This window comes from Pseudalkalibacillus sp. SCS-8, from assembly GCF_040126055.1.
GTDB lineage: Bacteria > Bacillota > Bacilli > Bacillales > Fictibacillaceae > Pseudalkalibacillus > Pseudalkalibacillus nanhaiensis.
On sequence record NZ_CP143541.1, the window covers coordinates 1,534,877 to 1,549,341 of the forward strand.

General features: G+C 43.6%; 13 protein-coding genes. 12 read left to right on the plus strand and 1 reads right to left on the minus strand.

Annotated features, from left to right (window positions below; translation table 11 throughout):
• The first annotated feature begins 4 nt into the window (after window positions 1-4).
• The 5 genes from V1497_RS07940 (at window position 5) to V1497_RS07960 (ending at window position 3,166) form a co-directional block, all read left to right on the plus strand.
• Window positions 5-934 (plus strand): dihydroorotate dehydrogenase, encoded by a 930-nt coding sequence (locus V1497_RS07940; protein ID WP_414703636.1) that lies wholly within the window; start codon window positions 5-7, stop codon window positions 932-934.
• Window positions 907-1,629, plus strand: a complete 723-nt coding sequence (pyrF, locus tag V1497_RS07945; protein ID WP_349410442.1) for an orotidine-5'-phosphate decarboxylase — start codon at window positions 907-909, stop codon at window positions 1,627-1,629. The genes V1497_RS07940 and pyrF overlap by 28 nt, the downstream gene beginning before the upstream one ends.
• Window positions 1,610-2,245 (plus strand): orotate phosphoribosyltransferase, encoded by a 636-nt coding sequence (pyrE, locus tag V1497_RS07950; RefSeq protein ID WP_349410443.1) that lies wholly within the window; start codon window positions 1,610-1,612, stop codon window positions 2,243-2,245. Before pyrF ends, pyrE begins: the two co-directional genes overlap by 20 nt.
• A gap of 28 nt (window positions 2,246-2,273) precedes the next feature.
• The gene (locus tag V1497_RS07955) at window positions 2,274-2,921 is read left to right on the plus strand and encodes a class I SAM-dependent methyltransferase (protein ID WP_349410768.1); all 648 of its coding nucleotides are present in this window, start codon (window positions 2,274-2,276) and stop codon (window positions 2,919-2,921) included.
• A gap of 62 nt (window positions 2,922-2,983) precedes the next feature.
• Entirely contained in the window at window positions 2,984-3,166 is a 183-nt protein-coding gene (locus tag V1497_RS07960) for a YfhD family protein (RefSeq protein WP_349410444.1), read from the plus strand.
• Between the two features lie 248 nt (window positions 3,167-3,414).
• Here V1497_RS07960 and V1497_RS07965 read toward each other — a convergent pair whose 3' ends face one another.
• Entirely contained in the window at window positions 3,415-5,127 is a 1,713-nt protein-coding gene (locus V1497_RS07965; RefSeq protein ID WP_349410445.1) for an NFACT family protein, read from the minus strand.
• A gap of 656 nt (window positions 5,128-5,783) precedes the next feature.
• Between V1497_RS07965 and V1497_RS07970 the strand changes: the two genes are divergently transcribed.
• From V1497_RS07970 to priA, 7 genes are all read left to right on the plus strand, one after another.
• Window positions 5,784-8,495 carry a calcium-translocating P-type ATPase, SERCA-type gene (locus V1497_RS07970; RefSeq protein WP_349410446.1) on the plus strand — a complete coding sequence of 904 codons (2,712 nt, stop codon included), beginning with the start codon at window positions 5,784-5,786 and terminating at the stop codon, window positions 8,493-8,495.
• A gap of 149 nt (window positions 8,496-8,644) precedes the next feature.
• Window positions 8,645-9,523, plus strand: a complete 879-nt coding sequence (locus V1497_RS07975) for a YicC/YloC family endoribonuclease (RefSeq protein WP_349410769.1) — start codon at window positions 8,645-8,647, stop codon at window positions 9,521-9,523.
• A gap of 72 nt (window positions 9,524-9,595) precedes the next feature.
• Window positions 9,596-9,856, plus strand: coding sequence for an extracellular matrix/biofilm regulator RemA (gene remA / locus V1497_RS07980; protein ID WP_225065642.1), 261 nt, complete (start codon window positions 9,596-9,598; stop codon window positions 9,854-9,856).
• 25 nt (window positions 9,857-9,881) lie between these two features.
• A complete protein-coding gene (gene gmk / locus V1497_RS07985) occupies window positions 9,882-10,496 on the plus strand; it encodes a guanylate kinase (protein WP_349410447.1) in 615 nt (204 codons plus the stop codon).
• Window positions 10,497-10,703, plus strand: coding sequence for a DNA-directed RNA polymerase subunit omega (gene rpoZ, locus V1497_RS07990; RefSeq protein ID WP_349410448.1), 207 nt, complete (start codon window positions 10,497-10,499; stop codon window positions 10,701-10,703).
• A gap of 114 nt (window positions 10,704-10,817) precedes the next feature.
• Window positions 10,818-12,032 carry a bifunctional phosphopantothenoylcysteine decarboxylase/phosphopantothenate--cysteine ligase CoaBC gene (coaBC, locus tag V1497_RS07995; RefSeq protein WP_349410449.1) on the plus strand — a complete coding sequence of 405 codons (1,215 nt, stop codon included), beginning with the start codon at window positions 10,818-10,820 and terminating at the stop codon, window positions 12,030-12,032.
• Window positions 12,029-14,449 carry a primosomal protein N' gene (priA, locus tag V1497_RS08000; protein WP_349410450.1) on the plus strand — a complete coding sequence of 807 codons (2,421 nt, stop codon included), beginning with the start codon at window positions 12,029-12,031 and terminating at the stop codon, window positions 14,447-14,449. Before coaBC ends, priA begins: the two co-directional genes overlap by 4 nt.
• Window positions 14,450-14,465 lie beyond the last annotated feature (16 nt).

A 14,465-nucleotide genomic window follows, 5' to 3' on the forward strand; every position in this document is an offset into this window, starting at 1 on the left:
CAGAATGGACATGCAACTGCCAGGTTTAACGATGAAAAATCCGATCATGCCTGCTTCAGGTTGCTTCGGCTTCGGACGCGAGTTCGCGAAGTTTTATGACATCAGTCAATTGGGTGCTATCGCTATCAAAGCAACGACAGAGGAGCCTCGCTTTGGTAATCCGACTCCACGGGTCGCTGAAACCCCAGGGGGAATGCTGAATGCAATCGGGCTCCAGAATCCCGGTCTTGAAAAGGTGCTCTCAGACGAGCTGCCTTTTCTTGCGGGATACGATGTTCCTATACTAGCGAATATTGCAGGTACAAAGACAGAGGATTATGTCAAAGTCGCTGAAATGGTCTCAAAAGCAAAAAATGTCACAGCAATTGAATTAAACATCTCATGTCCCAATGTCAAAGAAGGTGGAATTTCCTTTGGAACCGATCCTTCTGTAGCAGCAGCCCTGACGAGGGCCGTGAAAGATGTTTCAGAGGTACCGATCTATGTCAAGCTCTCCCCGAATGTCACGGACATTACGGAGATTGCCAAGGCCGTGGAACAGGCGGGAGCGGATGGATTGGCGATGATCAACACCCTCCTCGGCATGAGGATCGATTTGAAATCTGAAAAACCCATCATCGCAAATCGGACAGGGGGATTGTCAGGTCCGGCAATCAAGCCGGTTGCGATCCGGATGATCTATGAGGTCAGTCAACGCGTCTCGATCCCGATCATCGGCATGGGTGGCATTACATGTGCAGACGATGTTTTAGAATACTTTCTAGCGGGTGCAAGTGCCGTAGCGGTTGGAACAGCCAATTTCGTCAACCCATTGGTTTGTCCTGAAATCATTGCTGATTTGGAAGAAAAGTTGTCTGAGAAGAAGATCGATCATATCAGTGAACTGGTCGGAAGGAGCTGGAAATCATGTTACAGCCTGTCATCATCGCGTTAGATTTTCCGTCCAAGGAGGAAGTAAACACGTTCCTCGATTCTTTTCGTGATGAACGATTGTTTGTAAAAGTCGGGATGGAGCTTTTTTATCAAGAAGGTCCTGACCTCATTCGCATGCTGAAGGAAGAAGGACATGCGATCTTTCTTGACTTGAAGCTTCATGATATCCCGACAACGGTGTATAAGGCTATGCAAGGTTTGTCCAAGCTGGGTGTCGATCTTGTAAACGTCCATGCAATGGGTGGAATTGATATGATGAGGAGGGCGGTAGAAGGTCTTGAAGAGGGAGCAATTCATCAACGACCGAAATGTATCGCTGTCACTCAGTTGACGAGTACGACGTCCGTAATGATCAACGATGAGTTATCCATTCATGGTTCTGTTGAAGAATCCGTAAATCAGCTTGCTATCAATGCAGAACGTGCAGGACTGGATGGTGTCGTCTGTTCCCCACTTGAAGTACCGCAAATCCGTAAGCACTGCCGTTCATCGTTTTTGACGGTAACACCAGGAATCCGCTTCGTGAAGGATGATGTAAATGATCAGAAACGAGTGACGACGCCTGGCGAAGCTCACAGGCTAGGAAGTGACTTCATCGTTGTCGGCCGTTCCATTACACACGCCTCTGACCCTTTTAAAACGTATCAATCAATCACGGAAGAATGGAGGTCCACCTATGAAAGAACAAGTCGCTAAACATTTACTTGATATCGAAGCCGTGTCATTACGTCCTGACTCGCCCTTTACGTGGTCTTCCGGGTTGCGCGCACCTATCTATTGCGACAACCGGTTGATTATCTCTTATCCTGAAATACGCTCTGAAATTGCAGATTTTTTCGTGGATATCATTCAAAGGCATTATCCGGAAGTCGATGTAATCGCCGGAACAGCGACAGCTGGAATCCCTCATGCTGCATTGGTAGCAGAACGTTTGAATCTTCCGATGGTCTATGTGCGATCGAAGCCGAAAGCACATGGAACTGGTTCTCAAATTGAAGGGAAATTGAAAAGTGGGGATAAGGTCGTCATTATTGAAGACTTGATTTCAACCGCTGGAAGTGCTTTGAATTCGATGCATGCCCTGAACAGAGAAGGTGTTGAAGTATTAGGATGTGCTGCAATTTTCACTTATGAATTACAAAAGGGTTTAGAAGCGATCAGCGATGCTCAACTTGAGGTGCAAACCTTGACGGATTTTAGTACATTAGTAAATGTAGCCGTAAATCAAAACCGGATTTCTGAGGACGTAATCGAGCATTTAACGGAATGGTGTAAGGATCCTCAAAGCTGGTCGAAAGAGGTTGCGAAATAAGTTTCTGGAGTGAGCATGATTGAGAAAGATGAATGGAGAAGAGTTTGATCAGCTAGTATCTTTTTTCGATGGGATGGCAAGAACGAGCTGGTTAAGTGCTGTACATGATCAACTGAAAAAACAATCAGGCAGCTGGAAGGACGCACGAGTCCTTGATATCGGATGTGGGACAGGCAGGCTTCTCCTCAAAGGGGTGGAAGAGGCAAAGCATCTGACTGGGGTTGATCTTTCCTCTGAAATGGTTAAAGCAAGTCAACAGAATTTTTTCCTACATAATCGTTCTGACAAATCTACTTTTCTAGTTGCTGATGCGTATGAATTGCCATTTGAGGATGGGCATTTTGATGTTGCCCTTTCTACATGTGTCATGTTCCTATTACCGGAACCTGAAATCGGATTGAAGGAAATGATCCGTGTCACGAAAAAAGGTGGTACCATCACGATGTTGAATCCGAGTATGAAGATGAATCAAATGAATGCATTCGAGTATAGTAAAAAACATCATATCAGCGGCTTTGAACAAACGACGTTATTAAAATGGTCAAATGTTTCAACAAGAAGACACCGGTACTCTGAGGAGGATATGATTTCCTTGCTCTCTGAATTGGGTGCTGAAAGAGTAAAAAACACAGAAGTCCTGGATGGTCTAGCGATGATTACATCTGCTGAAGTGTAGAGCACGAGTCGAATAAGTTGAACGTGAATGTCGTATTCTACCCAAGAAAGGAGGTTCTTTTCATGGGTAGAGACAATCACGGTCGTAAAAGCAACAACAATAAAAAGAAGATTTCCCAGGACCCGCACCAGGTAGGTGGGTTGAGTAAAGAAGAGGTCGAGCTTTCAAAGGAACTTACTGAAGCTTATGAACTTGAGGAAAAGCCAGGTTTTAAGCCGACTGATGTGAGCAGGAAAAGTGAATAAGAAAGATGAAAGCAGCCCCCCAGGAGGGAGCTGCTTTTTTGATGCTCACTTTTTATTTAACGTAGTGGGCATTAGAGCATGTTGATAATAAAACTGATGACGACGATTGCTCCAATGATCATTAAAATGGTGCGTAGCATGATTCATACTTCCTTTCTGATTACGAATTTTTGTATAAATCGTTATAAGATTCCTTAGAAGTATAATTCACTACTAAACGCTGAAATAAACCTGAGAATCGTAATATCTTAATTTCGTTGACGAAGTCGGTACACGAGATTCTCATCAGGCGTCACATGGATGGTCTTCTGATGATCATAAGTGACGAAACCAGGCTTTGCACCACTTGGCTTTTTGACATGCTTGATATGGGTATAGTCGACCGGAACGGAGCTCGATTGCTTCGCTTTGCTGAAATAGGCGGCGATGTTCGCGGCTTCCTTAAGCGTCGTTTCATCTGGTTCACGATCACGGATGACCACATGGGAACCGGGTATGTCCTTCGTATGGAGCCAGATGTCATAAGCATTGGCAAATTTGTTCGTCAAGTAATCATTTTGTTTATTGTTCTTGCCTACCCAAATGTCTACATCCGTAGAAGAACGATATCGTTCAATGGATGGTTTCTCATTTTTCTTCCGTTTCTGGACATTCTTTCTTTTCTTAAGGTATTTACCTTCTTCTAATTCCTCACGAATTTCCTCCACATCGCTGGCTGAAGCGGACTCCAACTGTTGAAGCAGGGACTCCAGGTAACGGATTTCCTGATTGGTTTCCTCGAGCTGTTTATGGACATGCTGAATTGAATTCTTCAGCTTGTTGTACTTTTTAAAATAGTGCTGTGCGTTTTCAGACGGGGTCTTTTGAGTATCTAATGGGATCGTAATCATCGACGCATTTTCATCATAATAGTTTGGAACTTCAGCTTTGTTCATTCCACGTTCCAATTGATAGATGTTTGCAGTGATCAATTCACCATAAAGCTTGTAGGTTTCGGCCTTTTCTGAGTTGGATAAGGTTGATTTGAGCTTAGGGATTTTCTGTTCATTCTTTTTCAATTCATTTCTCAAAAATCGTTCAAGGTCAGATGCCTGCTGCTTAACTCGGTCTCTCTCTGCCTTTCCGAAGTAGAACCGGTCCAGTAGTGTACTGACATCGTCGAATGTCGATGTCATTCCTTTAAGATGGCTCAATTGAATGACAGAAAAGTATTCCTTTCTGTCAGTTATCACCATCTGTGGTGTATACTCGTGGTTTTTCACTTTTTCCATCAATTCTGTAAAGGAACCTGCTAACGACTTTCGATTTCCGAGCTCCGAGCGATGAATGATTTCATTGGATACGAGAGGTGCAATCCCTTCGAACTGTTGGACGATCTGACGGTCGATTTTACCGCTGTTGAAATCCAGCTTCCGAAGAAACGTCTCTTCATCCGTTTCCAATGGGTTGATTTTCTCTTGGGATGGAGGAAACACGTATGGGCTACCCGGAAGCAGCGTACGATGCCGGTTTTGGGAAGGTGGAATATGTTTAACACAATCCACTATCAAATTGGTTTCTGCATCAACAAGCGAAATGTTACTATGTCTTCCCATGATTTCGATGATCAGACGTTTATGGGTGATATCTCCGATTTCGTTTCGGGAAGCAATGTTGAAAAGGATCATCCTCTCCATTCCCGGTTGTTCGATGCCATCAATGACGCCGCCTTCCAAATGTTTCCTCAGCAGCATGCAGAGCATGGGAGGGACTTTCGGGTTTTCATGCTGGTGTTGGGTTATATGAACTCTCGGATAACTGGCGTTGGCTGAGAGTAAGAGTTTATGGGTCGTTCCTTTTGATCGTATGACGAAAATAAGTTCTGTCGGGAATGGTTGGTAGATTTTTGTGATTTTCCCTTTTGTGAGGGTTTCGTTAAGTTCGTGTGTAATGGCTCTGGTCATGATTCCGTCAAAGGACATAGTGTGTTCACTCCAATGTATTAAACTACTTCATTCATTTGTTTATCTTTTTTTGCTTTCCCCTTAGGCTCCAGTAAGGAATGCGGTCACTTACACGCAAGCGTGACGTGACCTTATCCTTACCTGGAGCCTTTCACTTCGTTCAAAAATTTCATTTTTTAAGGGGAAAGCAAAGGTGCTTATTCGAAGTTGTACCCTTTTGTAAGTTGGTTTTGCAAGTCTAACATACATTACTTATTGGCGTGCTTTCCCCTTAGGCTCTATGGTGGTTCGCGGTCACTTACACGCATGGCGTGATGTTCCCTTGACCCTCCATAGAGCCTTTCACTTCGTTCTATAAATTTCATTTTTTAAGGGGAAAGCAAAGGTGCTTATTCGAGGTTGTACCCTTTTGTGAGTTGGTTTTGCAAGTCTAACATACATTACTTATTGGCGTGCTTTCCCCTTAAGCACTATGGTGGTTCGCGGTCACTTACACGCATGGCGTGATGTTCCCTTGACCCTCCATAGAGCCTTCACTTCGTTCAAAAATTTCATTTTTAAGGGTAAAGCATGGGTGCTGATCGTGCTCGTAATTATCCGTTCCATTATAGCATTTTTTGGGACAATCCTGAATATAGATGGCTTGTATAAGATGCTTTAAACGGGGTGGGAGGATGAAATGGTACTCGGTTTCTACAAGTGATGTAGAAAGGAAGCTCAAGACGGATCTTCAGCAAGGGTTAACGCAGAAAGAAGCACAGAAACGATTATTGGACAACGGTCCCAATGAATTGCGGCAAGAAGAACGTGTGTCTCCAATCATCGTTTTTTTATCACAATTCAAAGATTTCATGGTGCTTGTCTTATTAGCAGCGACATTGATTTCTGGCATTCTAGGAGAGTATATGGATGCGATCGCAATCATGTTGATCGTATTTGTTAATGGTATTTTAGGGTTTGTCCAAGAGCGGAAAGCTGAAAGGTCCCTTCATGCGCTCAAACAATTGGCAAGCCCGAAAGTCCAGGTTCTCCGTAACGGGTCATGGATGAGCATTCCATCAAAAGAAGTCGTTGTCGGGGATATCGTCCGTTTTACCGCAGGAGACCGAATCGGTGCAGATATTCGTTTAGTAGAATCCAAATCATTAAGTGTTGAAGAATCCGCTTTGACAGGGGAATCGATCCCTGCTCAGAAGAACGCTGAAGCAGTGCTCAAAGGGGATCATTCTCCAGGAGATCAAGAGAATATATGTTTCATGGGCACGATGGTAACGAACGGAAGAGGTACAGGGGTAGTAGTAGCTACCGGAATGGATACAGAAATGGGTAAAATCGCCCATCTGCTGACAAGTGAAGAGGGATTACAAACACCATTACAGCGTCGTTTGGAGCAGCTAGGTAAGATTTTGATATTGGTCGCCTTATTTTTGACTGCACTCGTTGTTGTCATCGGTGTTTTACAAGGTCATGATCTTTACACGATGTTCCTTGCAGGTGTGTCTCTCGCTGTCGCCGCCATACCAGAAGGACTACCGGCTATCGTCACCATCGCTTTGGCTTTGGGTGTTCAGAAGATGATCCGTAGAAGGGCGATTGTACGTAAACTCCCATCTGTTGAAACGCTTGGTTGTGCGACAGTCATCTGCTCTGACAAGACAGGTACATTGACGGAAAACAAGATGACGGTCACTCATTTGTGGAGCAGTGGGAAGAGCTGGCATGTGACCGGTACTGGCTTTGAGCTGACAGGGGACTTTCTTGGGCCAAACGGAAGGGTCGATCTTGAGCGTATGCCGGCATTGAAGCAATTGCTTACGTTTGGTGTCCTCTGTAACAATGCAAGTATTGAACAAGCAGGGAAAAAGGGGAAAGGTAACATCCAAATCCATGGGGATCCGACCGAGGTTGCCCTCATGATTGCAGGAATGAAGGCCGGGATAGAAGCATCAAAACTTGAAACAGCCTACCAACATATTGACGAATTTCCATTCGATTCAGAGAGAAAGATGATGAGTGTTATTGTAAAAGCTTCGGATGGTCAAAGATACATCGTAACGAAAGGTGCTCCGGATGTCGTCATTTCCAGATGTGCCCATATACTATGGAACGATCGTCAATCGCTCATGGATGAGCGGAGAAAGAATGACGTGCATAGAAAGATTGAAGAGATGGCAGAACAAGCATTAAGGACAATTGCCGTCGGATTTCGTCCTTTAAGGAATGGAGAAACAGTCTCCTCTGCTTTTGAAGCAGAAAGTGAGCTAACACTTATCGGGCTTCAGGGGATGATTGATCCGCCAAGGAAGGAAGCGATGGAAGCGATCCGGGAATGTCAGAATGCCGGAATCAAAACCGTCATGATCACAGGAGATCATATCCTCACAGCTAAAGCCATTGCACGCGAGTTGAACATGCTTCCTGAAAACGGCAAAGTGATGGAAGGAAAGACATTAGCAGCACTCACAATCGAAGAGCTTGAACAAGTTGTCGATGACGTCTATGTATTTGCGCGTGTATCTCCGGAACATAAGCTGAAGATCGTCAAAGCGTTACAAAACAGAGGGCATATCGTCGCGATGACTGGCGACGGTGTGAATGATGCCCCGGCCATTAAAGCGGCGAACATCGGAATTGCGATGGGGTTGACTGGAACGGATGTCGCAAGGGAGGCGTCTTCACTTGTCCTTTCAGATGATAATTTTGCGACAATACGAGCGGCGATTGAAGAAGGAAGAAACATCTACGAAAACATCCGGAAGTTCATCCGTTATTTGCTGGCATCGAATGTCGGAGAGATCCTCGTCATGCTATTTGCGATGCTGATGTCGATGCCGCTCCCTTTAGTGCCGATTCAAATATTATGGGTGAATCTGGTGACAGATGGTCTCCCTGCTATGGCGTTAGGAATCGATAGTGCAGAAGAGGATGTAATGAAACGTTCACCAAGAAAAACGAATGAGGGTGTATTTTCGAGAGGACTAGGCTGGAAAATCATTTCAAGAGGGTTCTTGATCGGTATTGTGACCATTATAGCGTTTGCGATTGCCTACTATGAAAATCCTGAAAATCTGGTCAGAGCCCAGACAGTCGCATTCTCTACTTTAGTAATGGCACAATTGATCCACGTTTTTGATTGTAGAAGTGAACGATCCGTCTTCCATCGAAATCCTTTCGGAAATATTTATTTAGTTCTGGCTGTCCTTTCATCCATTGCCTTATTAATTGTCGTTGTCTACTATCCGCCGCTTCAGCCGATTTTCCATACGACCAGCTTGAATATAAGAGAATGGATGTTGATTTTAGGTATGGCAGGTATACCGACATTTGCGCTCGCAGGGGCTCATCTCTTCAAGAGGAGAAAGCATGTGATGCTAAAGCGTCCGTAAGTGTAAATGGCACAAATGAATGATGGGGAAGCTGATCGTTTTCGGTCAGCTTCTTTTCGTGGATGTAAGACATACGAAACCATTCTCTTTCATATTCTTGTCCACTGTTGTAAAATTGTATAGAATAGTACAATGGAAGTGATAATGTGATGAAAAGTATGACGGGTTTCGGAAGGGCAGTCATTGAGGATGAACATTATTCCATAACGACAGAAATCAGATCAGTGAACCATCGTTTCTCTGAAATCCAGATCCGATTACCACGACAATTATCCATAATTGAAGATAAGATTAAACGTTGTATTCAGGAGTACATAATTCGAGGTAAGGTTGATGTTTGGATCAGTATCGATGGTGAACGTGGGATAGAAAGGGAATTATCGGTCGATTGGACGCTTTTGGATCAATATGTAGAAGCCCATAGGCAGTTGAATGAGCGCCTGCAAGCCGATGAAGAACTCCGTTATCAGCAATTATTGACCTATCCTAATATCGTTACGATTACAGAGCGGGAGCAAGTAACAGATCGATTTGCTGATCAAGTTCTGGAATCAGTCGAGCTGGCCAGTTCCAAGTTAATTGCAATGCGGGAGGATGAAGGAAAACATCTTAAAGAAGACCTCCTTACAAGGTTACAGGACGTCGAAAATATTCTAGAGGAAATCCGTGTCTTAGCTCCTGAAGTTCAGATCGGATATCGCGACCGGCTATATAAGAGGATTAAAGATTTTACAGACGGTAAGCTTGATCTGGATGATACCCGCGTGCTGACAGAGGTCGCAATTTTTGCAGATAAATGTAATATCGATGAAGAATTGACAAGACTTGATAGTCATGTGAGTCATTTCAGGGATATACTTGAAGAGTCAGGTTCGATCGGGCGGAAAATGGACTTTCTTGTGCAGGAAATGAACCGAGAAAGCAATACGATTGGATCCAAAGCAAATGATTATTCGATCAGTAAATACGTAGTGCAATTAAAAAGTGAAATCGAAAAACTAAAAGAACAGGTACAAAACATCGAATGAGCATGCAGCTTATAGGGTTGTAAGCTATGAAACTTGGATACGCTAGATATAGAGATAGCCAGGAGGGTAACCATGAACATAAAGTTGATCAATATCGGATTTGGTAATATCGTGTCTGCCAATCGTATCATTTCAATTGTAAGTCCGGAATCTGCACCGATAAAAAGGATTATTACAGATTCACGTACCCAGCATAAATTGATTGATGCGACATATGGGAGACGGACTCGTGCTGTCATCATTACAGACAGTGATCATGTCATCCTGTCGGCTGTACAACCTGAGACGGTGGCACAACGCTTATTGAATAAAGAGGATTTAACAGAAGAATAGAGATTGACTGAGGTGTAAGGATATCATGAAAAAAGAAAGAGGCATTTTGTTTGTGTTATCGGGACCTTCTGGTGTTGGAAAAGGGACTGTTAACCGTTCATTACGACAACAATGGAACGGATTGGAATTTTCAATATCTGTTACCACTCGTAAACCTCGAGAAGGGGAGCAAGACGGTGTGGATTATTTCTTCAAATCCAGAGAAGAGTTTGAAGAGATGATTAAACAGAACCAATTGCTGGAGTATGCAGAGTATGTCGGTAATTACTACGGCACACCTTTGCAGTATGTCGAACAGACATTGGAAGCAGGGAAAGATGTTCTGCTTGAAATTGAAGTGCAGGGAGCGTTACAAGTTCGAAAGCTTGTACCTGAAGGCGTATTTATCTTCCTTGTCCCGCCAAGCCTGGATGAATTACGTAACAGGATTGTAGGACGAGGTACTGAAACAGAAGATTTGATCAATAACCGTATGTCTGTTGCAAAAGAAGAATTGGAAATGATGGATCATTATGACTATGTGGTCGAAAATGATGAAATCCAAGCCGCGTGTGATCGTATTAAAGCGATTGCTCTAGCTGAACACTGTAAGAAGGATCGTATCAAGAAACAATATCTGAGATTACTGGAGGTAGAATAGATGCTTTATCCATCAATCGACTCATTAATGGAGAAATTAGATTCAAAGTATACCCTCGTCACGTTGTCAGCTAAACGAGCACGTGTCATTCAGCAAACAGCCTATGCTGGCACTGAGGATACAAAGTCAAACAAACCAGTTGGGAAAGCTTTAGAAGAAATCGTGGAAGGAAAATTAACCTTTGACATCAACAAACTACAAGGATAAACAACCTATCTGATAGGTTGTTCTTTTTTTCATTACTTGTAAACAGGACATCGTTGTTATAGATGCAACAATAATAATATTATGTCTACAAAACTGACGGGAGGTAGGTTCCCCATGACGGAAAAGAAAAAGGTTCTGTTATGTGTGACAGGCGGAATCGCTGTATTTAAAGCTGCAGGACTGACTAGTCAATTGAGGCAATCAGGATATGAAGTCAAAGTGATGATGACCCGATCTGCGATGGAATTCGTCACACCATTGACATTTCAAACCCTGTCAAGGAATCACGTCTATCATGATACTTTTGATGAAAAGGATCCATCTGGTGTCGCACATATTGATTTAGCGGATTGGGCTGATCTGGTCGTCGTCGCGCCAGCCACTGCCAATAGCATCGGGAAATTAGCGAATGGAATTGCAGATGACATGATTTCAACGACATTGTTAGCAACCACCGCTCCTGTGATGATTGCACCTGCGATGAATGTCCATATGTATGAACACCCTGCCGTATATGCCAACATGGAGCGACTAGCGAAATATGGCTGCAGATTTATTGAGCCAGGAGAAGGGTTGTTAGCTTGTGGATATGTCGGGAAGGGAAGATTGGCAGAACCTGAAGAAATTCTGGAATCGATTCATCACTTCTTTAAAGAACAGTCCTACAAACCGTTAAAAGGAAAGCATGTTCTCATTACAGCAGGACCCACGAGAGAATATGTGGATCCCGTCCGTTTCTTCACGAATCGTTCGTCTGGCAAGATGGGATATGCTTTAGCTGAAAAAGCCTATGAACAAGGAGCGGATGTGACCTTGATAAGTGGTCCGACGAATCTGAACGCTCCTTATGGTGTCGATTTCATACAAGTAGAATCAGCAGAAGAGATGTACAAAGAGGTCATGGAACGTTATAACAGAGCTGACCTTGTCATCAAATCAGCAGCTGTTGCCGATTATCGTCCTAAAGTGACGTACGATTCTAAAATGAAAAAACAGGATGGCAACCTCTCAATAGACATGGATCGGACAAAGGATATCCTACTTGAATTAGGAAAACAGAAGGAACATCAAGTCCTTGTAGGTTTTGCTGCAGAAACCGATGACGTTACCCGCTATGCCAAAGGGAAACTAGAGAAGAAGAATCTTGATATGATCGTTGCGAATAATGTGGCCCAAACCGGTTCTGGATTTGAAGGGGATACAAACCAGGTTCACATCTTCGGAAGAGATGGACATGAGTATGAAAGCTCATTACTGTCGAAGAAAGAGGTGGCCGAAATCGTACTGAGAGAAAGCGCACGTTATATGAAAGGATCAGATGAAGGATGATTGCAGGAGTGATTGTCGATGTTCCTGCCTTGGGAACAGACAAAATCTTCGATTATCGGATTCCAGATGGATTAGTCGATGTCATAACGGTAGGCATGCGAGTAATCGTCCCATTCGGTCCTAGAAAGCTGACGGGGTTCGTCGTTCGATTGACAGATACGTCTGAATTGAAACGGTTGAAACCAATTGAAGATATCGTCGATCCATCGCCTGTCATTAATAAGGAATTGATCGAGCTTGGTGAATGGATTGCCGAGAACACGCTATGCTTTCTTCATTCTGCCTATCAGTCGATGTTACCTGCCGCGATGAAAATGAATTATACGAAACGTTTGGAAACGACCGAAACGACGGAGCTTTCAAAATTCCCTGATGATATTCAAGCACTACTTCATTCAACGGATGGCATGCTCTGGTCAGAGGTATTGGAATTAGGAAAAGATCGTGCAAGGATCGTGCAGGATGCGATACGAAAAGGGGAAATCGAAGTCCGGTATGAGATCCGATCAAAAGGAAATAAGAAAAAGCAAAAGGTCGTCAAGCCTGTCGAACCGGTACATACATTGGAAAAAGTCCGAGATGATCTCTTGAAGAAGGCACCTAAACAAGCCACTGTTTTGGAATACATCATCAATAACAAGGTCGATAAGATTTTGACGAAGGATCTGGTTGAAAAATCAGGCTCTTCACGAGCTACAATTAAAAGCTTGATTGATAAAGGGCTTTTATCAGAGAGTGAAGAAGAAATCTATCGTGATCCCTATAAAGACCGTCAATTCGAACGGACGTATCCTTTAACTTTGACAGAAGAACAAAAAAAGGCGATATCCCCGATCCTTCAAGACATCAAGGATGGAAAGCATGAAACCTTTCTGCTCCATGGTGTGACGGGGAGCGGGAAAACGGAAATCTATTTGCAATCGATCGAGGAAGTCATCTCACGTGGAAAAGCTGCAATCATGCTTGTTCCTGAAATTTCATTGACCCCGCAAATGGTTCACAGGTTCAAAGGAAGGTTCGGCTCAGAAGTCGCCGTCCTTCATAGCGGATTATCGGTCGGAGAAAAATACGATGAGTGGCGTAAGATCCAAAGAAAAGAAGCAAAGGTTGTTGTTGGAGCACGTTCAGCAATTTTCGCGCCATTTACGGATATCGGAATCATCATTATCGACGAAGAGCATGAATCCAGTTACAAGCAAGAAGAAAACCCGAGGTATCATGCGAGAGATATCGCGATACAGAGAGGAATCTATCATAACTGCCCAGTGGTACTAGGAAGTGCAACGCCTACTCTTGAAACATACGCCCGTGCCCAAAAAGGCGTATATACCCTATGTACCTTGGAGGAACGGGTGAACAAAAGGGAGTTACCGACTTCTGAAATTGTCGATATGAGAGAAGAGCTTCGAGCAGGAAATCGCTCTTTGTTTTCTGCAGCATTATTCGACCGTCTGAAGGACAGGATTGAAAAAGGGGAGCAAAGTGTCCTTCTTCTTAACAGAAGGGGGTATTCCACCTTTGTCAATTGCAGAGATTGCGGGTATGTCGCTCAGTGTCCCCATTGTGATATTTCACTTACTTTTCATAAACGATCAAATACAGTGAAGTGCCACTATTGTGGTTTTGAGGAGAAACAACCAACCCTCTGTCCGCAATGTCAATCAGAGCATATTCGATTTTTCGGAACGGGCACGCAAAAGGTTGAAGAAGAACTTAATCGATTAATGCCGGAAGCGTCAGTGATTAGAATGGATGTCGATACGACAAGCAGAAAAGGCATGCATGAAAAGCTTTTGAATCGATTTGCCGAGAAGAAAGCGGATATTCTGCTTGGAACCCAGATGATTGCGAAAGGACTTGACTTTCCAAATGTCACACTAGTCGGTGTATTGGCGGCAGACGCAATGCTCCACTTGCCTGATTTCCGAGCTTCTGAACGGACGTTTCAGCTTTTGACACAGGTGAGCGGGAGGGCAGGGCGTCACCACCTTTCAGGAGAAGTCGTCATCCAAACCTATACACCGGAACATTATAGTGTTCAGCTTGCTAAGCAGCATGACTTCATCACCTTTTACAATCAAGAAATGCAAGTGAGGAAATTACACGAATATCCTCCCTTTTATTTTCTGGCACTTGTCACCGTTTCACATGAAGAACTGATGCAGGTCGTCGATGTTACAGAAAAGATTTCCGAACGTTTAAGGGGGACGCTGAGTTCCCAGGCGGTCATACTTGGACCTGTAGCCTCTCCGATCCCGCGGGTGAAAGATAGATATCGCTATCAATGCGTGATAAAATACAAAAATGAACCAAATTTAAAATCCACTTTGAATGAAATTGTATCCCATTATCAAAAAAGGATGCAGCAGAATCAACTGCAAATCAGTATTGATATGCATCCTCAAACGATACTTTAAAAGGCTATATGAAATT